20 protein-coding genes are annotated in these 21,781 nt (G+C 71.1%); 9 read left to right on the plus strand and 11 right to left on the minus strand.

Annotated features, from left to right (window positions below):
• Positions 1–19 precede the first annotated feature (19 nt).
• The 3 genes from ACIBHX_RS07155 to ACIBHX_RS07165 all read right to left on the minus strand — a co-directional run bounded on the left by ACIBHX_RS07155 (position 20) and on the right by ACIBHX_RS07165 (position 3,248).
• Positions 20–1,366 (minus strand): family 2B encapsulin nanocompartment shell protein, encoded by a 1,347-nt coding sequence (locus ACIBHX_RS07155; RefSeq protein ID WP_397065101.1) that lies wholly within the window; start codon positions 1,364–1,366, stop codon positions 20–22.
• Positions 1,367–1,384: 18 nt separating this feature from the next.
• Positions 1,385–2,425 carry a polyprenyl synthetase family protein gene (locus tag ACIBHX_RS07160; protein ID WP_397065102.1) on the minus strand — a complete coding sequence of 347 codons (1,041 nt, stop codon included), beginning with the start codon at positions 2,423–2,425 and terminating at the stop codon, positions 1,385–1,387.
• A 91-nt stretch (positions 2,426–2,516) separates the two neighbouring features.
• Positions 2,517–3,248 (minus strand): IclR family transcriptional regulator, encoded by a 732-nt coding sequence (locus tag ACIBHX_RS07165; RefSeq protein ID WP_397065104.1) that lies wholly within the window; start codon positions 3,246–3,248, stop codon positions 2,517–2,519.
• Positions 3,249–3,413: 165 nt separating this feature from the next.
• On the opposite strand from ACIBHX_RS07165, the gene ACIBHX_RS07170 reads away from it, so the two are divergent.
• Genes ACIBHX_RS07170 through ACIBHX_RS07185 form a run of 4 tightly spaced genes read left to right on the plus strand, consistent with a single transcriptional unit; the run spans position 3,414 to position 7,776 of the window.
• Positions 3,414–4,778 (plus strand): family 2B encapsulin nanocompartment shell protein, encoded by a 1,365-nt coding sequence (locus ACIBHX_RS07170; RefSeq protein WP_397065106.1) that lies wholly within the window; start codon positions 3,414–3,416, stop codon positions 4,776–4,778.
• A gap of 13 nt (positions 4,779–4,791) precedes the next feature.
• The gene (locus ACIBHX_RS07175) at positions 4,792–5,616 is read left to right on the plus strand and encodes a geranyl diphosphate 2-C-methyltransferase (protein WP_397065108.1); all 825 of its coding nucleotides are present in this window, start codon (positions 4,792–4,794) and stop codon (positions 5,614–5,616) included.
• Positions 5,617–5,638: 22 nt separating this feature from the next.
• On the plus strand, positions 5,639–6,802 hold the full coding sequence (locus ACIBHX_RS07180) for a family 2 encapsulin nanocompartment cargo protein terpene cyclase (RefSeq protein WP_397065110.1): 1,164 nt from the start codon (positions 5,639–5,641) through the stop codon (positions 6,800–6,802).
• A gap of 41 nt (positions 6,803–6,843) precedes the next feature.
• On the plus strand, positions 6,844–7,776 hold the full coding sequence (locus ACIBHX_RS07185; RefSeq protein ID WP_397065112.1) for a TIGR03619 family F420-dependent LLM class oxidoreductase: 933 nt from the start codon (positions 6,844–6,846) through the stop codon (positions 7,774–7,776).
• On the opposite strand, the gene ACIBHX_RS07190 is transcribed toward ACIBHX_RS07185, so the two are convergent.
• Positions 7,773–8,615: a sulfurtransferase gene (locus ACIBHX_RS07190; protein ID WP_397065114.1), complete on the minus strand. Its 843-nt coding sequence runs from the start codon at positions 8,613–8,615 to the stop codon at positions 7,773–7,775. The genes ACIBHX_RS07185 and ACIBHX_RS07190 overlap by 4 nt on opposite strands.
• A gap of 115 nt (positions 8,616–8,730) precedes the next feature.
• Between ACIBHX_RS07190 and ACIBHX_RS07195 the strand changes: the two genes are divergently transcribed.
• On the plus strand, positions 8,731–10,065 hold the full coding sequence (locus tag ACIBHX_RS07195; protein WP_397065116.1) for an alpha/beta hydrolase family protein: 1,335 nt from the start codon (positions 8,731–8,733) through the stop codon (positions 10,063–10,065).
• Here ACIBHX_RS07195 and ACIBHX_RS07200 read toward each other — a convergent pair.
• The 7 genes from ACIBHX_RS07200 to ACIBHX_RS07230 all read right to left on the minus strand — a co-directional run bounded on the left by ACIBHX_RS07200 (position 10,062) and on the right by ACIBHX_RS07230 (position 17,517).
• Positions 10,062–10,844: a pyrroline-5-carboxylate reductase family protein gene (locus ACIBHX_RS07200; protein ID WP_397065117.1), complete on the minus strand. Its 783-nt coding sequence runs from the start codon at positions 10,842–10,844 to the stop codon at positions 10,062–10,064. The two genes, ACIBHX_RS07195 and ACIBHX_RS07200, sit on opposite strands and share 4 nt — an antisense overlap.
• A 130-nt stretch (positions 10,845–10,974) precedes the next feature.
• On the minus strand, positions 10,975–12,243 hold the full coding sequence (locus tag ACIBHX_RS07205; protein WP_397065119.1) for an ABC transporter substrate-binding protein: 1,269 nt from the start codon (positions 12,241–12,243) through the stop codon (positions 10,975–10,977).
• A 128-nt stretch (positions 12,244–12,371) separates the two neighbouring features.
• The gene (gene mgtA, locus ACIBHX_RS07210; RefSeq protein WP_397065121.1) at positions 12,372–14,816 is read right to left on the minus strand and encodes a magnesium-translocating P-type ATPase; all 2,445 of its coding nucleotides are present in this window, start codon (positions 14,814–14,816) and stop codon (positions 12,372–12,374) included.
• Entirely contained in the window at positions 14,800–15,147 is a 348-nt protein-coding gene (locus tag ACIBHX_RS07215) for an ArsR/SmtB family transcription factor (RefSeq protein ID WP_397065123.1), read from the minus strand. The genes mgtA and ACIBHX_RS07215 overlap by 17 nt, the downstream gene beginning before the upstream one ends.
• 25 nt (positions 15,148–15,172) lie before the next feature.
• Complete coding sequence (gene tatA, locus ACIBHX_RS07220; RefSeq protein WP_397065125.1) at positions 15,173–15,382, minus strand: twin-arginine translocase TatA/TatE family subunit; 210 nt, start codon at positions 15,380–15,382, stop codon at positions 15,173–15,175.
• A 45-nt stretch (positions 15,383–15,427) separates the two neighbouring features.
• A complete protein-coding gene (locus ACIBHX_RS07225) occupies positions 15,428–16,759 on the minus strand; it encodes a 6-phospho-beta-glucosidase (protein ID WP_397065127.1) in 1,332 nt (443 codons plus the stop codon).
• Positions 16,756–17,517, minus strand: coding sequence for a DeoR/GlpR family DNA-binding transcription regulator (locus ACIBHX_RS07230; RefSeq protein ID WP_397065129.1), 762 nt, complete (start codon positions 17,515–17,517; stop codon positions 16,756–16,758). The genes ACIBHX_RS07225 and ACIBHX_RS07230 overlap by 4 nt, the downstream gene beginning before the upstream one ends.
• 112 nt (positions 17,518–17,629) lie before the next feature.
• Between ACIBHX_RS07230 and ACIBHX_RS07235 the strand changes: the two genes are divergently transcribed.
• The 4 genes from ACIBHX_RS07235 to ACIBHX_RS07250 are packed head-to-tail and all read left to right on the plus strand — an operon-like array spanning position 17,630 to position 21,763.
• On the plus strand, positions 17,630–18,745 hold the full coding sequence (locus tag ACIBHX_RS07235; RefSeq protein WP_397065131.1) for a carbohydrate kinase family protein: 1,116 nt from the start codon (positions 17,630–17,632) through the stop codon (positions 18,743–18,745).
• Entirely contained in the window at positions 18,742–20,088 is a 1,347-nt protein-coding gene (locus tag ACIBHX_RS07240; protein WP_397065132.1) for an ABC transporter substrate-binding protein, read from the plus strand. The genes ACIBHX_RS07235 and ACIBHX_RS07240 overlap by 4 nt, the downstream gene beginning before the upstream one ends.
• Complete coding sequence (locus tag ACIBHX_RS07245) at positions 20,085–20,966, plus strand: carbohydrate ABC transporter permease (RefSeq protein ID WP_397065134.1); 882 nt, start codon at positions 20,085–20,087, stop codon at positions 20,964–20,966. The genes ACIBHX_RS07240 and ACIBHX_RS07245 overlap by 4 nt, the downstream gene beginning before the upstream one ends.
• On the plus strand, positions 20,963–21,763 hold the full coding sequence (locus ACIBHX_RS07250; RefSeq protein WP_397065136.1) for a carbohydrate ABC transporter permease: 801 nt from the start codon (positions 20,963–20,965) through the stop codon (positions 21,761–21,763). The genes ACIBHX_RS07245 and ACIBHX_RS07250 overlap by 4 nt, the downstream gene beginning before the upstream one ends.
• Positions 21,764–21,781: the final 18 nt, after the last annotated feature.

Raw genomic sequence — 21,781 nt, forward strand, 5'->3', positions numbered from 1 at the left:
CATCGCTCTGTCCCAGGGTTCAGGCGACCTCGACGCTCTCCAGGATGGCCAGCGCGTCGGGCACCAGGACAGCGGCCGAGTAGTACGTGGTGACGAGGTAGGAGACGATCGCCTTGTCGCTGATGCCCATGAAGCGCACCGACAGGCCGGGCTCGTACTCGTCCACCAGCCCGGTGCGGAAGAGCCCGACGACGCCCTGGTTGTGCTCGCCGGTGCGCATGGCCATGATCGAGCTGACGCCCTTGTCACTGACGGGGATCTTGTTGCACGGCAGCATCGGCACGCCGCGCCAGGCGGGCACGTGCTGGCCGTTGACCTCCGCGCTCTGCGGGTAGACGCCGCGGGCGCTGCACTCGTGGGCGAAGGCGGCGATGGCCTTGGGGTGGGCCAGGATGACCGACGGCTCCTTCCACACCAGCGCGAGCAGGTCGTCCAGGTCGTCGGGGGTGGGCGGACCTGTGCGGGTGTGGATGCGCTGTTTGAGGTCGGCGTTGTGGAGCAGGCCGAAGCCGTGGTTGTTGACCATCTCGTGCTCCTGGCGCTCGCGCAGCGCCTCGATGGTCAGGCGCAGCTGCTGCTGCGTCTGGTTCATCGGCTCGTTGTACAGGTCGGCGACGCGGGTGTGGACGCGCAGGATGGTCTGGGCGACGCTCAGTTCGTACTCGCGCGGGGCCAGCTCGTAGTCCACGAACGTGCCGGGCAGCGTCGGCTCGCCGGTGTGGCCCGAGGCCAGCGCGATCTCCGGGTCGTCCGCCGCTTCGCCCGCGATGTGCGCTCGCAGGCTCTCGACCTGGTCGCTGAGCTCGCCGTACTGTGCCCTGGTGAGCACGAGCACGGTGACCGGGGTGACGGTCCTGACGGTGTAGTCCCAGGTCCCCTCGGGGCCGCCGAGCGCCTGATCGCCCAGGTGATCGCCGTCGGCCAGGACGCCGAGCGCGGCCTGCTTGCCGTACGCGCCCTCGCCGAGCTTGCTGACCTTGCCGTGGGCCAGCAGGATGACCTCGTTCACCGGCGACCCCGCCTCGACGATGACCTCGTCGGGGCCGTACTCGCGCTGCACGAACAGCGAGGCCAGCCTGGCCAGCACGTCGTGGTCGTCGTAGCCGCGCAGCGGCGGCAGCTCGGACAGCTCGGCGGGGATGACCCTGACCTGGGCGCCGGTGTTGGTGAAGGTCACCCGGCCGTCGCCCAGCTGGTAGGTGAGCCGCCTGTTGACCCGGTAGGTACCACCGATGGCCTCCACCCAGGGCAGCACCTTGAGCAGATGCCTGGAGGTGATCTCCTGCATCTGGGGCGGGGTCTTCGTGGTCGTCGCCAGATTTCTGGCGGCCTTGGTACCGAGGCTCAGCGGGCTCTCGTCGGGCATGAGCAACTCCGTTCTCTGTTAGCGGGTCCGGCGCGTCAGCACGTCGGCGAGCACGGTCATGGCGGTATGGGTGCCGGGGTCTACGGGGCTGGAGCGCAGCTCGCGGATCGCCTTCTCGACGAGCAGCTCGATCGTCGACTCGACGCGGGCCAGCGCGCCGGTCTCGAGGATGATCTGCCGGAGCACGGCCGCGTGCCCCTCGTCCAGCGTGGGGTTGCCGTGCCACAGCCGCACCTGGTGGCGCTGGGCGGGTGAGCAGGCCGCCAGCGCGTGGGCGATCAGCACGGTCTGCTTGCCCTCGCGCAGGTCGTCCAGGTTCGGCTTGCCGGTCGCGGCGGGGTCGCCGAAGACGCCGAGCACGTCGTCGCGCAGCTGGAACGCCTCGCCGAGCGGGACGCCGAAGCGCGAGTAGGCGGCCAGCACCTCGGGCTCGGCCCCGGCCAGCGCGCCGCCGATCTGGAGCGGGCGCTCGACGGTGTACTTGGCCGTCTTGAACCGGATGACGTTCAGCGCCTGGTCGACGCCGGGATCCTCGCGGTGATGGGCCAGGATGTCGAGGTACTGCCCGGCGAGCACCTCGGCCCGCATCTGGTCGAACAGGGCGCGCACACTCGGGCCGGCGATCTCCGACAGCAGCTCGTCCGCCCAGGCCTGGACCTGCGCCCCGAGCAGGATGGCGGCGGCGTGCCCGAACACCTCGCCGCGGCGGGCCAGCGCCCGGTGCACCGTGGGACGTCCCCTGCGCAGTGTGCTGCCGTCGATGACGTCGTCGTGGATGAGCAGCCCGGCGTGGTTGAGCTCGAGCGCGGCCCCCGCGGTGATCGCGGCGGAGTCGTCCTCGCCTCCGGCGCCGCGCCAGCCCCAGTAACACAGGATCGGGCGGATGCGCTTGCCTCCGCAGGTGACGAACTCGTGCAGCAGCCGGTACCCCTCGGCGACGCCCGGATGGGCGACGGGGGCGGGGTGGGCGTCGAGGAAGGCGGCGAGCCTGTCGTCGACGCGCCGGCGGACGTCGGCCGTGATCTCCCGGGTCGTGGACTCAACGATGTCGGCCGTCATGGCCGGCCTCCTCGCCGCCGAATCGATCTTCTCTACAGGAAGTTACGTGCCAGCTACGGAAAGTCGATCGCCGGTTCCGACAATCGGAACCTCATCGGCTCTTGAGCAGCGTCAGCGCCATCTGGTCCGCGGCATGCCGTACGGCGCCGCCCAGCTTGCCCAGCGGGAGGCCGGCGGCCGGCGCCGCGACACCGATGGCCATGCGGACCTCGCCATCGGGCCCGAAGAGCGGCGCGGCGGCGCACACGACCCCGTCGACGAACTCCTCGCGCGAGTAGGCCACGCCGTCCCGCCTGACCGTCTTCAACTCCTGGTCCAGCAGGTCGCGGCGGACGATCGTGCGGCCGGTCATGCGCTGGAGCGATCCACCGAACGCCGCGCCTCTGAGGTCGGCGGAGAAGGCGAGCAGCACCTTGCCCACGGCGGTGCAGTGCAGCGGAGCCCGGTCGACGCCGTCGGAGCGCGACCGCACCCGGTTCTCGCCGTAGATCCGCTCGACGTAGTGCGCCTCGAAGCCGCGCAGCACGGCCAGGTTCACCGTATGCCTGGTGGCCTCGTACAGGCGGACCAGATGGGGCAGCACCAGCCGGCGACTGCACGGCAAGCGCCGGCCGACCAGGACGTAGTCGCCCTCCGAGCGCCGGATGAGACCGCGCCGTTCGAGAACGCTGAGCAGCCGGTGGGTCGTCGTCTTGGGCAGCCCGGTGGCACGGGACAGCTGGGTGAGGCTCATCGGCCTGCTCTGCGAGGACAGACAGTCCAGCAGCTCGATGCCCCGCTCCAGACTGCCCAGAGCGGCCGGACGCGTCGCTATCTCGATCATGTCTCCCCCGGATTGGCCGGCCCTTTCCGCAGCCATGACTACCCTGGGTGTTTCGGCGCTACACACAGCGTTCGGGTCCGATTAATGGAACACCTCGCTTTACGCTGCGTCCATCTCTCGTAGCGTTGCGTATAGATGATCTCGAGCCCCCGTTGAGGTGACCCTGTGCCCGATACCCGGCTCAGCCTGGGAACCCAGGCCGCGCGCAAGCTGGCGACGACCACCAAGACGCCGCCCCAGATGCAGGAGATCAGCCCGCGGTGGCTGCTCAGGATGCTGCCCTGGGTCGAGGTCCCCGGCGGCGCGTACCGGGTCAACCGGCGCCTGAGCTACCTGGTCGGCGACGGGCGACTGACCTTCGAGCAGTCGGGCGGCGTCACCAGGGTCGTGCCCGCGGAGCTGGGCGAGCTGCCCGTGCTGCGCTCGTTCGGCGATCCCGAGGTGCTGGCCGCGCTGGCCGGCCGCTGCGAGCAGCGCACCGCCGAGCCGGGCGAGGTCCTGGCCGAGCAGGGCGCCGACGCCGACGCCGTGCACCTCATCGCGCACGGCAGGGTGGCCAGGTCGGGCCCCGGCGCCTATGGGCAGGAGATCTCCCTCGGCGTCCTGGCCGACGGCGAGTTCTACGGCGACAAGGCTCTGGTGACCGAGGCGCGGTGGCCCTTCACCGTGCGCGCCACGACCAGGGTCGTCCTGCTGACGCTCTCGCGCGCGGCCTTCCAGCAGGTGCTCGGCCAGTCCCCCGCGCTGCGGGCGCACGTCGAGGCGTACCTGACCGCGCCCGAACACGAGCAGAACAAGTACGGCGAGGCCGCGATCCACGTGGCCTCCGGCCATTCCGGCGAGCCCGTGCTCCCCGGCACGTACGTGGAGTACGAGGGCGCGCCCAGGGAGTACCAGCTGAGCGCCGCCCAGACCGTCCTGCGCGTGCACACCCGGGTGGTGGACCTCTACAGCGAGCCGATGAACCAGCTCGACCAGCAGCTGCGCCTGACGGTCGAGGCGCTGCGCGAGCGCGAGGAGCACGAGCTGGTCAACAATCCGGACTTCGGCCTGCTGCACAACGCCGACTTCCGCCAGCGCATCCACACCCGCACGGGCCCGCCCACCCCCGACGACCTGGACGACCTGCTCGCCCGCCGCCGCAAGACCAAGCTCTACCTGGCGCATCCCAGGGCGATCGCCGCCTTCCACCGCGAGTGCAACCGCCGCGGCGTCTATCCCAGCACGGTCGAGGTGGACGGCAGGACCGTGAACGCCTGGCGCGGCGTGCCGATCTTCCCGTGCGACAAGATCCCGATCACCGCCCAGGGCACCACCTCGATCATCGCGATGCGCACCGGCGAGGACGACCGCGGCGTGATCGGCCTGCACAGGACCGGGATCCCCGACGAGTACGACACCTCCCTGTCCGTGCGCCTGCTCGGGATCACCGACAAGGCCATCGCGCAGTACCTGGTCACCGCCTACTACTCCTGTGCCGTTCTGGTCCCGGACGCCCTCGGCGTCCTGGAGTCGGTTGAAATCGCCTGAAAGGAAGCCCGCGATGTCCATCCTGACCACCGCGTACCAGCAATCCATCGCCGACTACTGGAACAAGGAGGAGAGCCCGGTCAACCTCCGGCTCGGGGAGGTGTCCGGCACCTACCACCACCACTACGGCATCGGCGCGGTCGACTGGTCGGTGCTCGGCGGCCCCGATGAGCGCATCATCGAGGAGATGCACCGCCTTGAGACCGCCCAGGCCGAGCTCCTGCTCGACCACCTCGGGGTGATCGAGCCCACGGGACGCCTGCTGGACTCGGGTTCCGGCCGCGGCGGCACCAGCTTCATGGCCAACCAGCGCTTCGGCTGCCACGTCGACGGCATCTCCATCTCGCAGAAGCAGGTCGACTTCTCCAACGACCAGGCCCGCAGGCGGGGCGTGAAGGACAGGGTGCGTTTCCACTTCCGGAACATGCTCGACACCGGTTTCAAGACCGGCAGCCTCAACGGCATCTGGAACAACGAGAGCACGATGTACGTCGACCTGTCCAAGCTGTTCGCCGAGTACGCCCGCATCCTGGCGCCCGGCGGCCGCTACGTGTGCATCACCGGCTGCTACAACGACGTCTACGGCCACCCGTCCAAGGCGGTCAGCCAGATCAACACCCACTACATCTGCGACATCCACCCGCGCAGCGCCTACTTCAGGGCGATGGCCGACAACCGCCTCGTCCCGATCAACGTGGTCGACCTGACCGAGGCCACGATCCCCTACTGGGAACTGCGCGCCCAGTCCACCGTCGCCACCGGCATCGAGGAAGCGTTCCTGAACGCCTACAAGGACGGCAGCTTCCACTACCTCCTCATCGCCGCCGACCGCATCTGACCCGACTCGCGAAAGGTACGGCATGCGTCCCCCCTCCGTGGATTCGCTCCTCTCCCCTTCGACGGCCATAGGGCAGGTCACGGGGCCGGTCACCGTACTTCCGGAAGCGCTCGAGCGGGTGCTGTCCGGGCCCACCGGTCTCGGCAGCGGGGTCGCGCACCTGCCAGGTGCGCGCAACCTCGCGGCTCCGCTGGTCTACGCGCCGCGACCGTGGGGGGATGGGACGCTGCCGCCGCTGTACTGCCCGCTCACGGTCCGGGTCGACGACGAGCTCGGCGAAGAGGTCAACGAGCTGCTCGTGGCCTGGGCCGAGGGGATCGGCCTGCACGAGGGCCGCATCGACACCTTCCGCAAGACCGGGTTCGGGCGCCTGGCCATGCTCACCCACGCCGAGACCGACGACCGCGACCGGCTGCTGCTGGCCGCGCAGATGAACGCGGCGTGGTGGGCGTGCGACGACTACTACGCCGACGAGACCGACCTGGGCGCCGACCCCGACCTGCTGGGCGGCCGGCTGGCGCTGGCGGTGTCGGCGATGGACCCGCCGCCGCCGGCCGACGAGTTCACCGACCAGCTCGGCGAGCAGCTGTGCGCCGATCCCGTGCTGGTCGCACTGACCTCCGCCACCGAGCGCGTCGCCCGGCGTTCGACCGCCGCCCAGCGGATGCGCGTGTGCAACACCTCGTTCCAGATGTGGACGATCTGGAACGCCTACGCCTCCTGGCGGCGCAACGGCGAGCCCGTGCCCGCCTGGCGTTACCTGGCCGCGCGCCAGCACGACAGCTTCTACACCTCGATGACGCTGATCGACATCGTGGGCGGCTACGAGCTGCCCAACGAGCTGTTCTACTCCCGGCGCGTCCACACGGCGGTCATGCGGGCGGGCACCGCCGCCGTGCTGGTCAACGACCTGTACTCGGCGGTCAAGGAGAGCGCCGACGAGCTGCCCGACTGCAACCTCGTCCTGCTCGTCGCGGCCGAGCGCGGCTGCTCGCTGAGGGAGGCGGCCGAACGCGTCATCCAGCTGCACAACGACGTCGTGCACGCCTTCGAGAACGACTGCCACGAGCTGCGGTCGATCCCCTCGCTCGAGCTCCAGCGCTTCCTGTGGGGGGTCGGCGCGTGGCTGGGCGGCGGGTTCGAATGGCACTCCACCACCGGCCGCTACTCGCTGACCCCGCCATAGCCATCCGAATCTTGGGTTATGTCACGCCCTAAACTGGGGCCATGCGCATGGGACTGGCCGTTCCGCAGTACGGCGCCTTCGCCGATCCGCGACTGTCCGCCGAGGTGGCCACCGCGGCCGAGGACCTGGGGTTCGACAGCCTCTGGGTGGGCGACCGGCTGCTGACGCCGACCGCGCCGCGGAGCCCGTACCCGGGCGGCGACGGCACGATCCCGCCCGAGCATCAGGTCTTCCTCGACCCGCTGACCATCCTGACCGTCGCCGCCACCGTGACGCGGCGGGCGCGGCTGAGCTTCAGCACGCTGAACGCCTTCTGGCAGCCGCCCGTGGTACTCGCCCGGTCGCTGACCACGCTCGACATCGTCAGCGGCGGGCGGCTCGACGTGGGTCTCGGGCTCGGCTGGTCCGTGGACGAGTACGAGGCGGTGGGCGTGCCGTGGCGCGGGCGCGGCGACCGGCTGGAGGAGACGCTCGACGTGCTCGAGCGACTGTGGGGCGAGGACGAGCTCGTCCAGCACAAGGGCGAGCACTGGACGATCCCCGAGTCGACGGTGCTGCCCAAGCCGGTGCAGCGGCCACGGCCGCCGCTGCTGCTCGGCGGGTTCGGCGCGGCCACGCTGGAACGGATCGGGCGGCGGGCCGACGGCTGGCTGGCCGGTCCCGCGCCCCTGCCGGTGCTGACGGCCATGTGGCGGGCCGTCAGGCGGCACGCCGAGGACGCCGGCCGCGACCCGGACGCCCTGCGGCTGGTCGTGCGCGCCAACCCGGTGATCACCGCCGAGCCCGCCGACGAGGCCGGGGTCCCCGGTCGCGGCACTGTGGACCAGGTGGCCGCCTACCTGGCGGCCACGGTCACCGAGCTGGGCGCCGAGCCGATGCTCGACCCGCACTTCGCGGCCAGGGACGCCGAGCACTACCTCACGCTCGCCCACGACCTGCGCGAGCAGGTCCGCGACCGGGTCGGCCGAGGCTAGACGTTGTCCCAGATCCGGCCGTCGCCCAGCTCGATGGGGACGCCGACGAGCGAGCCGTACTCGGTCCACGAGCCGTCGTAGTTGCGCACGTCCGGGTGGTCGAGCAGCTCGTGCAGGACGAACCAGGTGTGCGCGGAACGCTCACCGATCCGGCAGTAGGCGATCACGGGCTCGTCCGGCTCGCCGTACAGTGCGCGCAGTTCGGCGTCGGCCTTGAAGGTGCCGTCGGCCAGGCAGGCGCGTGACCAGGGGACGTTCATCGCCGAGGGGATGTGGCCGGGGCGCTGGGCGCTCTCCTGGGGCAGGTGGGCGGGCGCGAGGAGGCGGCCCGTGTACTCGTCGGGCGAGCGCACGTCGATCAGCCGGTCCTTGCCGATCGAGGCGAGCACGTCGTCGCGCAGCGCGCGGATGTCGCCGCGCGGCTCGTCGGCGACGTAGTCCGTGGCCTGCCGCTCGGGGACCTCGGTGACCAGCGTGCCGCCCTCCAGCTCCCACTTCATCCGGCCGCCGTTGAGCAGCCGTACGTCCGGGTGACCGTAGATCTTCAGATACCAGTAGGCGTAGGCGGCGAACCAGTTGTTGTTGCCCCCGTACAGCACGACGGTGTGGTCGCGGGCGATGCCCCTGCCCGACATCAGCCGCTCGAACCCGGCCTTGTCCACGAACTGGCGGCGGACGGGGTCCTGCAGCTCCTTCGTCCAGTCCAGCCGGACCGCGCCGGTGATGTGGCCGCGGTCGTAGGCGGTGGTGTCCTCGTCCACCTCGACCAGCACGACTCCGGGATCGTTGAGGTGCGCCTGCGCCCAGTCGATGTCGACCAGCGCCTTGTCTCTACTCATGCCCGCCAGCCTGGAGGCCGGACATTGACGTCTCATAAGCGTGCGACCCAGGTAGGACATGATCGTGGACGTTAGGTCGATGCGCCGCGCGGGACTCCGCCCCGACCATGGACGGATGGAGATCGTGGTCGTGGCCGGCGCCCTGCTTCTGGTGGCTGCCCGGTGGTTGCCGGAGGCCTGGCGCCTGAGAGTCATGGCGGGCGCCGGGGTGGCCGTCGCGGTGGGCACGGTGGTGACGTTCGTGGACGGGTTCCGGTGGCAGCTGCTGCCCGTGCTGGCCGGGGCCGTGCTCGCGCTGGTGTGGCGGGGCAGGATCGTCGGAGCCGTGGTGTGCGCCGGGTTGGTCGTGGCGGGCGCCGGGGCGGCGTGGGCACTGCCGACGCCCGACTTCCCCGAGCCGTCCGGCAGGTACGCGGTGGGCACCACCGTCGCGCAGTGGACCGACCCGGATCGCGGTGAGGACGCCACGCCAGAGCCGGGCGACCGGCGCACGGTGGTCGTGCAGCTCTGGTATCCGGCCAGGAAGACCGCCGGGCCGGGCGCGCAGTACCTGGGGCGGACCGAGCACGAGGCGAGCGTGGTCGCCGGCGGCCTGGCCGCCTACCTCGGCGTGCCGGCGTTCACGCTCGACGGGCTGCCGCGCGCCCGCAGCCGCGCCGTGTTCGACGCCCTTGTCGCCGACGGGGGCGAACGCTACCCTGTCGTGCTGTTCTCCCCCGGCCTGGGCGGCGTGCGCACCCAGAACACGGCCTGGGCCGAGGAGCTGGCCAGCCGCGGCTACGTCGTGGCCGCCCTCGACCACCCCTACGACTCGGCCATCGTCACGCTCGCCGACGGCCGCGCCGTGCGCACCCGGCTGAAGGCCACCGGCGACCCGGCAGAGGACGAGCGCAGGGCCGCCACCTGGTCGAGCATCAGGGCGGCCGACCTGAGCTTCGCCCTCACCCGGCTCGAGCGGATCGAGGGCCCGCTCGCCGGGCACCTGGACACCGCCAGGGCCGCCGTCACGGGACACTCGATCGGCGGCAGCGCCGCGCTGCAGGCCGCCCGCCAGGATGACCGGTTCACCGCCGTCATCGACCTGGACGGCTATCCGCACGACCCGGCGCCGCGGCCGTTCCGCCAGCCGGTGCTCGCGCTCACCCACGACGTCAGGCCCGGCGAGCAGCCGGACTACCTCCCGCACCTGTCAAAGGTCCTCGACCTGAGCGGTTCCACGGCCTACCGCCTGACCGTGCCGGGCTCGGCGCACCTCACCTTCACCGACGCGCCGCTGTTCCTGCCGCCGCTGCCCTCGCTGGCCGGCTCGCTCGGCCGTGCCGGCAGCCTGCGCGTCACGGCCGGCGCCACGGCCGCCTTCCTCGACGCCACACTCCGCGGCAAGCCGGGCGACCTGGCCAAGGCCCTGTCCGTGTACGGCAGGCTCACCACTCACGGGGCGCCGGGCTAGCGCTGCGCGAGCTGGCCGGCGCGGCGGATGGCGGCTTCCACGGCCTTGCGGAGGTTGTGGTCGACCGAGTGGTGGCTCAGGGCCTCGAAGGCGGCCTCGCTGACCCCGCCAGGAGTCCTGGCCTGGTCGACCAGCTCGGCGGGCGCCACTCCGGCCTTGAGCAGGGCGGCCGCGCCGTACAGGGCCTGGGCGGCGAGCAGGTGGGCGTCGGCGACCGGCAGTTCGTGCTGCAGCGCGACCGTCCCGATGGCGCCCGCCAGGTAGGCGCCGAACATCGGCCCCGCACCCGCGATCGCGGTGACCGTGTCCTGGTCCTGCTCGGGCACCTCGATGACGGCGCCGAGCCGCTCGAACAGCCTGCGCACCACGGCGACATGGACCGGCGTGGCGGAGTGGCCCGGCGTGATGGCGCTCATCGCCTCGCCGACCCGGGCGGCGGTGTTGGTCATCACCCGCACCACCGGGTTGGCCCGTGACAGGTCCGCCTGGACCGTGCTCGTCGGCACGCCCGCGGCCAGGCTGACCACGATGGCGTCGCGGGCCAGGGCCGGGCCGATCTCGTGGGCCACGGTCGCGACCCGATCGGGTGGAACCGCGAGCAGCACCACGGAGGCGTCCTTGACCACCGCCGCGTTGTCGGGTTCCACGTCGATGCCGAACGCGTCGGACGGCTTCTCATTACCCCTGAGGGCGTCGGCGGGGTATCCGGACCGCAACAGTCCGGCCAGCACCGCCTCGCCCAGCCGCCCGACGCCGATGATCGTGACCTTTGGCTCCATAACCCAGGTGTTCCTCAGTCACGGCCAAGTCCAGACCAAGCCCGTCCTACGAATCACCAGCAGCACCAGCACGCGTGCCGTCCGGGGGTTGCTGCCGATCGGGTCGACAGCGTGCGTGCCCGGGTGAGGATCAGCCCGCGATGTCGCCGGTGCGGTACTCGATCGCCTTGGTCGGGTACGTGTTGCCGGGGCCGTACTGGTAGATGCCGATCGTGGCGACCGCGGGGTCGCCGACGCTGTTGAACTCGACCGGACCGCTGACGCCGTCGTAGTCGATGTCCTTGCCCGCCTTGAGCAGGGCGTCGCAGGACTTGAAGTCCTTGCACTTCTCGCCGCCCTTGCTGACGTCGGCCAGCTTGGCCGCGATGGCCACGCCCGCGTCGCTCTTGGCGGCCTCGGCGGCCAGCGCGATCAGGTTCATCGCGTCGTAGGCCTCCGGAGAATAGGAGAAGTCCTTCAGCTTGGGGTTGATCTGCTTGAGCTTGGCCTGGAACCCCTGCGGCGAGGCCGCGCCGGGGACGGTGCCCTTGACGCCCTCGAGTGTGCCCTTGGGCATCTGCAGGTAGTTGGTGTTGGAGGTGTTGCCGTCGACCATGTACCACTTGTGGGTGTCGGCGGTGAGGCCCTGCTTGACCAGCTCCTGGATGACCTTGGCCGTCTCCTCGAACCCGACCAGCACGATCGCCTTGGGGTTCTTGGCCTTGAGCTGGCTGACCTCGGCCGAGAAGTCCGTGGCCTTGGGGTCGTAGTCGGCTCGCGCCACCACCTGGGCGCCACCGTCCTGGACGGTCTTGGCGACGTTGTTGGCCAGGCCGGTGCCGTAGGAGTCCTGCATGGCCATGATGCCCACGGTGTCGCTGCCGTCGGCGACGATCATGTCACCGAGCACGCGGCCCTGCAGCTTGTCCGGCGGCGAGGTGCGGAAGTACAGGCCGCGGTCGTTGATCGTGGAGAACGTGTCGGAGGTGTTGGCCGGCGAGAACTCGACCACTCCGGCGCCGGTGATCTTGTCGATGACCGACAGCGACACCGAGGACGACGCCGCGCCGATGATCGCGTCCGACTTCTGCGCGAGTAGCTTGTCCACCGACTGAGAGGCGATGTTGGTCGTGGTGTCGCCGGAGTCGGTGTCGTACTTGACGACAGGCTTGCCGAGCACGCCGCCCGCGGCGTTGATCTCCTTGACGGCCAGGTCGACGCCGGCGAACTCGGGCGGCCCCAGGAAGGCCAGCGAACCGGTCTGCGGCAGCAGCGTGCCGACCGTGAGCACGCCGTCGCTCTTGGCGGCAGGCGCCGCGGAGCCACTCCGCGCGGTCACTGTGTTGCCACCCCCGCCACATGCGGCCAGCGTGGTCGCCACCACGGCCAGGGCGAGTCCCCGGGAAGCGATACGGATCATGACGTGGCTCCTTTCCCAACTGAGCGCAAGGTACGAAACCGCAGGCCACTCCGGCCAGAGGCACGGGAGAACCGTGGACAGTTGCATGCCGAGTCATGACTGGTTCTCAACTTGCGCAGCTGGGCGAACTATGCCGATTTCCTGGACGCCTGACGGGTTCTGAGGACCGACAGCGCACCGCCGTACAGGATGACGACGAGCAGCAGCCAGGCGTAGCTCGCGGCGGGGAGCGTGGTCAGGCCGAACGGGCCGGCCAGCGGCGAGAGCGGCAGCAGCAGCGCGACCGCCGCGAGCAGGCCCGCCGCCAGCCAGAGCGGGCGCGAGACCCGGGCGACGGGGCGGAGCAGCAGCATGATCACGGCCTGGGTGAGCAGGTTCTCGATGAACCAGCCGGTGTGGAAGGCGGCCTGCTCGCCGGCGCCGAGGACGGCGAACGTGGCCAGGTCGACGCCGGCGTTCAGCACGCCGAAGCCGAGGATGAAGCGCAGGATGCCCCGCGGGCGGAGCAGGAAGGGCCGGCGCAGGATGGCCGGGTCCGCCCGGTCGAAGGCCAGGGCGAGCTGGGCGGCGTCGAAGCTGAGGTTCTGCACCAGCACCTGGACGGGCAGCATCGGCAGGAACGGCAGCGCCAGCCCGGCGAGCAGCATCGCGATGACGTTGCCGACGTTGGACGACAGCGCGATGCGCAGGTAGGTGACGATGTTGCCGGTGCTGCGCCGCCCGGCGACGATGGCCTGGTCGATCGCGGTGAGGTCCTTGGCGGCCAGCACGATGTCGGCGGCCTCGCGGGTGACGTCGACGCCGTCGCGGGGACAGATGCCGACATCCGCGGCCCGGATGGCGGGCAGGTCGTTGACGCCGTCGCCGAGGAAGCCGACGGTGTGCCCGGCCGCGCGCAGTGCCGTGACCACGCGCGCCTTGTCCTCGGGGGTGCAGCGGGCGATGACGGTCGCCTCCGCCAGGTCGGCGTCCGAGGCCGTTCCCGCCTCGACGACCAGGCCGACGGGCAGGCCCAGGTCGCGGCAGGTGCGGGCGGCGGTGGCCGGGTGGTCGCCGGTGAGCACCTTCGGGGTGATCCCTCTGCGGATCAGCACGTCCAGCGCGTCGGCCGCCTCGGGCGAGGGCTCGTCGACCAGGGTGAGGAATCCGACGAGGGTGAGCCCGCGCTCGTCGCCCAGCCGGTGGTGGGCGGGGCGATCCGCGACGGCCACCGCGAGCACCCGCGCGCCCTGCCCGGCCAGCCGGTCGGCCAGATCCTGGTGCCGCGTCCCCGGACAACGGTCGAGCACCGCCTCGGCGGCCCCCTTGACCACCACGACGTGCCCGCCGCCGTCCTGCACCAGCGCGGACGAGACGCGGGTCACCGGATCGAACGGCGCGGCGTCCACGCCCTCGACGTCACCGGGTCCAGGCACGGCGGCCAGGATCGCCTCATCCAGGGCGTCAGGCGTGGGCAGGTCGGTCAGGTGCAGCGTCCAGAAGCTGTTGATCGCCGCCCAGCGCAGCACCTCGGGATCCGGAAGCCCGCCGGGTCCCACCGAGGCGTCGATCACCGGGCGGTCGCGGGTGAGCGTCCCGGTCTTGTCCATGCACAGCACGTCGATCGCGCCCACGTCGTGCAACGCCGGCAACCGCTTGACGATCACTCCGGTCCGCGCCAGCAGCGCGGAACCTCTGGCCAGGGCGGTGGTCACCACGACCGGCAGCATCTCGGGGGTGAGGCCGACGGCCACCGCCACCGCGAACGGCAGCGCCTCCAGCCCCCTGCCGCGCAACACCGCGTTGGCCACCAGCGCGACCGGCGGGATGATCAGCATGAGCCTGACCAGGATCCAGGAGATCTGGTTCACCGACCGGTCGAAGGCCGTCGATCTGCGCACCGGGGCGTGGTAGGCCCCGGCGAGCACCGTGTCGCCACCGGTCGCCGTCACCACCGCCAGCGCGCTGCCCGTGGCCACGCTGCTGCCCTGCCAGCACAGGTGGTCGTCACCGTCCGGCAGGTCGACCGCCCGCTTGGGCACGGGCGCGGACTCGCCGGTGACCGGCGCCTGGTGCACCGTCAGCCCGCTGGCGCGCAGCAGCCGCACGTCAGCGGGCACCAGGTCGCCTGGCCCGAGCTTGATCACGTCGCCGGGCACCAGCTGGTCGACGGGGATCTCCCGCTCCCACGGCGGGGCGTCCTCGGACGGGCGCCGGCGGACCGTGGTCGTGGTGGCCACCAGCGCGCGCAGCGCCGCCGTCGACCGGTCGGCCCGGTACTCGCCGTTGGAACGGAGCAGGCAGCTGGCCGCCACCAGGAGCACGATGACGCCCGCCGCACCCCAGGACGCGATCAGTGCGGAGACCAGCCCGAGTGCCAGCAGCACCATCGTGAACGGGTCGCGCAGGCTGCGCGCCAGGCGACGCGGCCAGGAGGGCGGGCGGTGGACGGGAACGGCGTTGTCGCCCAGGCGCAGCAGGCGGGCCTCGGCATCCGCCTCCGCCAAGCCGCGCGGCCCCGAGTCCAGCCGCCGCAGCGCCTGCAGCTGGGTCAGCTCGCGCGTCCTGCGCGGCGCCTCAGGCGCCCAGACCACGCGCGGACTCCCCCGGCGCGCCCGCGCGCTCGGCGAGCCGCCCCACCAACCCCTGAACCGTGGCCACGATGTCCTGATCGTCGATCAGGTAGACCACCCGGCGGCCTTCCCGCCTGGAGCGCACCAGGCCGGCCAGCTTGAGCTTGGCCAGGTGCTGGCTCACGGCGGGCAACGCGCCGCCCACCCGCTCGGCCAGCCCGCTCACGTCGCACTCGCCCTGCGCGAGCGCCCACACGAGGTGCAGCCGCGGCGGCGAGGAGAGCAACCCGAAGGCGGCCGCCGCTTCGGCCAGCACGTCCGCGGGCGGGTCGCCGATCTCCTTGGTCGCCACAGGCGCCCAGTCTAGGCGTGATCCGTCACTTGTCACCGGCGGCCCGCAACCTCGCGGCCTCCTCCTCCAGCCGCCGCGCCTGCTCTTCGAGCGCGGCCGCCGGGTTCATCTCAGCCTTGAAGATCCGCAGCGAGCGCCCGACGGCGCGGGCCGTGTCCGGCAGCCGCTTGGCGCCGAACAGCAGCACGAACACGACGGCGACGAGGAGGATCTCACCCCATCCCAGATCTGCCATGACATCCAGACTGACCCATACTTGCGATCCTGCGCAAGTATGGAACTATCCGGGGAACGTGGCGGCCAGCGTCGGGATGCGCGCGCGGTACCCGTCGAACAGCAGGCGGGCCGTGCCCACCGAGTCGACCAGCGGGTGCAGGGCGAAGGCGGCCACCGCCAGGCGCGGCGAGCCCGTCAGCGCGGCCTCGATGGTCGCCTGCTCGGCCGCCTTGACCTGCTGCACCATGCCCAGGAAGCGCCCGTCGAGCGGGCTGGTGGCCAGCGGCTTGATGCCGGAGCCCGTCACCACGCAGGGGATCTCCACGACCGCGTCCGCCGGCAGGCCGGGCACGGCGCTGCCGTTGCGGACGTTGAGGATCATCGTGGACGGCTCGCCCCTGGCCAGTGCGCCCATGAGCGCGAGCGCGATGCCCTCGTAGCCGCCCGCTTCCAGGTCGGCGGCGTCCCGCTCGCCGGTGCGGGCCTCGGCCATGTAGCTGGCGTCGCGTTCCCTGCGCGCCTGCTCCCACTCGGTCAGGGCATGGTCCGGCCGCTCGCGCACGGCCGCGTAGAAACGCTCCTGCTGGCGTTCGAGCGACTCGCCGCGGGTCAGGTCGCGCCCGGTGATCGAGGCGATGGACTCGCGGGCGAAGTAGTAGTAGTGCAGGTACTCGTTGGGCAGCACGCCCAGGGTCCGCACCCACTCGTTGCCGAAGAGCCTGGCCTCCTCCACCCGCTCCAGCGCCTCGTCGTCGGCGAGCAGGTCGGGCAGCACGTCGCGGCCCTGATAGGTCAGCCCGCGTAGCCAGCCCAGGTGGTTCAGCCCCACGTAGTCGGGCGAGACGCGCGCCGGGTCGAGGGCGAGCGCGGAGGCGGCCCGCCTGATCAGGCCGATCGGCGAGTCGCAGATGCCGACGACCCGCTCGCCCAGCACGCTCTGCATGGCCTCGGTGATCATGCCGGCCGGGTTCGTGAAGTTGATCACCCAGGCGTCCGGCGCCACGGCGGCGATCCGCTCGGCCACGCGCACCGCCACGGGCACGGTCCGCAGGCCGTACGCGATGCCGCCGGGGCCGGTCGTCTCCTGGCCGAGCAGGCCCAGCTCCAGCGCCACCCGCTCGTCCGCGGTACGGCCGGCCAGCCCGCCCACCCGGATCGCGGAGAAGACGAAGTCGGCGCCGCCCAGCGCGGCGTCCAGGTCCGTGGTCGTATGGACCTTGATCTCGCGTTCACTCCCGGCGAGCTGCTCGAGTACGTGACCGATGGCCTCCAGCCGTTCGGCGGACACGTCGTACAGCACGACCTCGTCCACCCGGGGTCTGGCCGTGTCACGCAGCAGCGCGCCGTACACCAGTGGAACCCGGAAACCCCCACCGCCGAGGACGGCCAACTTCATACCCGTACAACCTCCGCACCAGCGGCCGCGCAGTTGCGCAGCGTCGTTTCGTCGGCACCCCTGTTGGTGACGACGACGTCGATGTCCTCGGGCCCGCAGACCCGCAGCGCGCCGGTGCCGGGGAACTTGTGCCGGTCCACCAGCAGCACCACCTCGCCCGCGGCCGCGATCATGGCCCGCTTCAGCGGCACCTCGGCCAGCGTCGTGTCGACCAGCTGCCCGTCCTGCCGGACGCCGCTCACGCCGAGGAACACGCGGTCGGCCACCACCTGGCCGAGCGCCGCCTCGGTGAGCACGCCGACCAGCGAGTGGTAGGGGCGGCGGAGCCTGCCCCCGAGCAGCAGCAGTTCGACGGCGGAGTCGTGGCGCAGCACGTCGAACACGGCGAGGCTGGAGGTGATCACGGTGATCGAGCGGCCGCGCAGGTGGTGCGCCAGGCGCATGGTCGTGGTGCCGATGTCGAGCAGCACCACGTCGCCGTCGCGCACCAGCTCGGCGGCGGCGCAGGCGGCGACCGCCTCCTTGTCCTGCTCGTCGACCTCGGCCACCTCCGCGAAGGGCCGGTCGGTGTCGGCGTCGACGCTGGCGAGCGCCCCGCCACGCACCCGGCGCAGCGTGCCGTCCCGATCCAGCACCTCGAGGTCCCGCCGGATCGTCGACGGGCTGACGCCGAGCTGTTGAGCGAGTTCCTGCACGCTGGTCGCACCAGAAAGGCGAACCCTGCGCATGATCTCTGCATGCCTGACGCGCTGAAGCACGATCGGATCGTATCAGCCATTTCCGAGCAAAAGCGAGCACTATCACTTGATATCTACGCGTAAACATGCAAGATTGCGCACATCTCGGCTTGTCGATGAGGAGCAAAAACCCGTGTACGACCCCCTTGCCGATCAGCGCAGCCCCGAGGGGCCCCAATTCGATGTCTTCCTGGCGGGCACCGTCTTCCTCGACATCGTCTTCACCGGCCTGCCCGCCATGCCCGCCGCGGGCACCGAGGTATGGGCCGAGGGCATGGGCTCCTGCCCTGGCGGCATCGCCAACCTGGCCATCGCCACCAGCCGGCTGGGCCTGCGCACGTCGCTGGCCGCCGCGTTCGGCGACGACGACTACGGCGACTTCTGCTGGCGCACGCTGGCCGAACAGGAGTCCGTCGACCTGTCCAGAGCGCGCCGCTTCGAGCACTGGCACTCGCCCGTGACGGTGTCGATGGCCGTCAACCGCGACCGCAGCATGGTCACGCACGGGCATCCCTCACCCATGCCGTACGCGGAGATGATCGGCTGCCCGCCGCCGTCCAGGGCGGTGATCGTGGACCTGTCCAGCGAGGACCACCAGGGCTCCTGGGTCGAGCGCGCGCACGACAACGGCGCGCTGATCTTCGCCGACGTGGGCTGGGACCCGTCGGAGACCTGGTCGCCCGAGCTGCTCGACCGGCTGTCCACCGCGCATGCCTTCATGCCCAACGCGGTCGAGGCCATGGCCTACACCGGCACTGAGACGGCGCGCGACGCGCTGTACGCGATCGCCGACCGGGTCCCGCTGGCGGTCGTCACCGACGGGGCCAACGGCGCCATGGCCATCGACTCGACGACCGGCGAGGAGGCCTTCGTGCCCACGCCGCGGGTGACCGCGCTCGACCCGACGGGCGCGGGCGACGTGTTCGGCGCCGGGATCGTGCTCGGCACGCTGAGCGGCTGGCCGCTGACCGACAGGCTGGCCTTCGCCAGCCTGTGCGCGGCGCTGGCCGTCCAGCAGTTCGGCGGCTCGCTGGCCGCACCGGGATGGGGAGACATCGCGGACTGGTGGCACGAGGTCCGCGCGTCGGCCGGGACCGGCGGCGCCTACGGCGACTCGCTGGCCCGCCGCTACGCCTTCCTCGACCGGCTGGTTCCCACCGTCCCCGTGGGCGCGGTGCACAGAGCGGCGGCCACCATCGCCCGCTATGCCGACCTCGGGATGGCCACGCAAGAAGGAGCAACTCCATGATCGCCAAGTTGCGCGTCGCGGCCGCCGCCTGCGCCGTCACCCTGGCCGCCGCCGCGTGCGCGCCCGGATCCTCGGCCCCGCCCTCGGCGCCGCCGGCCCAGCCGAGCGGCGGCGTCCGTACCGACGCCGCCAAGCTCGGCAACGTGACGCTCACCGTCTGGGACCAGGAGGTGCGCGGCGGGCAGAACGCGCAGATGTCCAAGCTCGTCGCCGACTTCCAGGCGAAGTACCCGAACATCAAGATCAAGCGGGTGTCGCGCTCCTTCGACGACCTCAACACCACGCTGCGCCTGGCGCTGACCGGCAACGAGCCGCCCGACGTCGTCCAGGCCAACAACGGCAGGCCCCAGATGGGCGCCTTCGTCAAGGCAGGGCAGCTCCGCCCGCTCGACGCCTACGCCGAGGCTTACGGCTGGAAGAAGCGCTACCCGCAGTCGGTGCTGCAGTACGTCAGCTACAGCTCCGACGGCAAGATCTTCGGCCAGGGCAGCGTGTACGGCATGCCGCAGGTCGGCGAGGTGGTCGGCGTCCTGTACAACAAGGAGAAGCTGGCCAAGCTCGGCCTGACCCCGCCCAAGACGTGGGACGACTTCCAGGCGGCGCTGGCCAAGGCCAAGGCCGCCGGCGAGACGCCGCTGATGCTCGGCAACCTGGACAAGTGGCCGGCCATCCACGTGTTCGGCACCGTGCAGGGCCAGAACGTGCCCGCCGACCAGATCAGCACGCTGGGCTTCGGCCGCAAGGGCGGCTCGTGGAACACCCCGGAGAACACCAAGGCCGCCCAGCAGCTCGTCGACTGGGTGGACAAGGGCTATTTCAACAAGGGCTTCAACGGCGAGGGCTATGACCCGGCCTGGCAGGCCTTCGGCAAGGGCGAGGGCGTGTTCCTCATCGGCGGCAGCTGGCTGCTGGCCGACCTGGAGAAGACCATGGGCAAGAACCTGGGCTTCATGCTGCCGCCCGGCGCTCCCGTCGCCACCGGCGGCACGGGCCTGCCGTTCTCCATCACCGCCAAAAGCCCGAACCCGGACGCCGCGGCCGCCTACATCGACTTCATCACCAACTCCGACGCGATGAAGGTGCTCACCACCAACGGGCTGCTGCCGATCGCCGACACCGAGCAGCAGACGGTGCCCGCGGGGCCGCAGCAGGACATGTTCACCGCGTTCGCCACGATCTCCAAGCAGAACGGCCTGGCTCCCTACCTGGACTACGCCACCCCCACCTTCTCCGACACGCTGGGCGCCGCCCTGCAGGACCTGCTGGCCAAGAAGCAGACGCCGCAGGAGTTCCTGGCCACACTGGAGAAGGACTACAAGACGTTCTCGGACAGCAACGGATGACAGGCCGACCACCCGGGGAGCCTCGGCGGGTCGCCTACCTGTTCATTCTCCCGGCCTTCGCCATCTACGCCGCGTTCCTGCTCTACCCGATGGGCCGTGCCGTACAGCTGTCCCTGTACAACTGGGACGGGTTGTCGCTGGGGACGTGGGCCGGGCTGGACAACTACGTGGCGATCTTCACGGACGAGGGGCTGCGGGCGGCCTTCGGGCACGCGCTGGTGCTCATCGGGTTCTTCGCGGTGGCGCCGGTGGCGATCGGGCTGATGCTGGCCGCGATTCTCAACCACGCCAAGGTGCGCGGGATGGGCTTCTTCCGTACCGTCGTGTTCCTGCCGCAGGTGGTCGCGATGGTCGTGGTGGCGGTGGCCTGGCGCAAGGTGTACGCGCCGGACGGGACGCTCAACGGGTTGCTCGACGCGCTCGGGCTGGACTCGCTGACCAGGGGCTGGCTGGGCGACTACACCTTCGCGCTGCCGGCGGTGGGCGTGGTCGGCACCTGGTTCGAGACCGGGCTGGTGACCGTACTGCTGCTGGCGGGGATGAGCAGGATCTCCCCGACCCTGTACGAGGCGGCCCGGCTGGACGGGGCGAACGCGGTCAGGGAGTTCTTCTCCATCACGCTGCCGTCGGTGCGCGGCGAGATCGCGGTGGCGTCGACGCTGACCGTGATCGCCGCGCTGCGCACCTTCGACCTGGTCTACATCACCACCAGGGGCGGCCCCGGCAACTCGACCTCGGTGCCGTCGTACGAGGTCTACCACCGGGCCTTCGGCCTGGGTCAGGTGGGCTCCGCGGCGGCGATCGGGGTCACGCTGACCGTGGTCATCTTCGCCATCTCGTTCGTGATCAACCGGTTCGCCGACGGGGAGGCGACGTGATCTCGCGGGCGGAACGCCTGGGCAACTACGCCATCCTCATCGTCTTCGCCGCCTTCGCGCTCTTCCCGATCATGTCGATCCTGACCGCGGCGTTCGGCCCGTCCGACAGCGGCGCGACCAGCGGGCTCGGCAACTTCGCCGCCGCCTGGGAGGTCGGGCGGTTCGGTACCTACCTGCGCACGAGCGTGGCGGTGTCGGCGTTCGTCGTGGTCGTCAGCGTCATCCTGTCGATCATGGCCGGCTACGCCTTCGGAACGATGCGCTTCCGCGGCCGGTCGGTGCTGTTCTACCTGTTCCTGCTCGGGATCATGATGCCGAGCGAGGCGGTGGCCGTGCCGCTCTACTTCGACCTGCGCACGCTCGGGCTGATCGACACGTTCTGGGCGGTGGCGATGCCGCAGGTGGCGCTGTCGGTCGCGTTCGGCACGTTCTGGATGCGCGCCTACTTCCGCGCCTCGTCGCGGGCCATCGTGGAGGCGGCCAGGATCGACGGCGCCTCGGTGTGGCGCACGCTCTGGCAGGTGCTCGTGCCGCCCGCCCGGCCGGCCATCGTCACGCTGGCCGTGCTGGTCTTCATGTGGACGTGGAACGAGTTCCTCATCCCGCTGATCATGGTGACCAGCGAGAACCTGCGCACGGCACCGCTCGGCCTGGCCTTCTTCCAGGGGCAGCACACCTCCGGCTTCACGCTGCTGGCCGCCGGATCCGTCATCGTCGCGACCCCGGTCGTGATCTTCTACCTCTTCCTTCAGCGCCACTTCATCCGCGGGCTGCTCCAAGGGGCGGTCCGCGAGTAACACCCGATCGGAGGTTCC

The sequence above is a fragment of the Nonomuraea sp. NPDC050536 genome (assembly GCF_044457685.1).
Taxonomy (GTDB): Bacteria; Actinomycetota; Actinomycetes; order Streptosporangiales; family Streptosporangiaceae; genus Nonomuraea.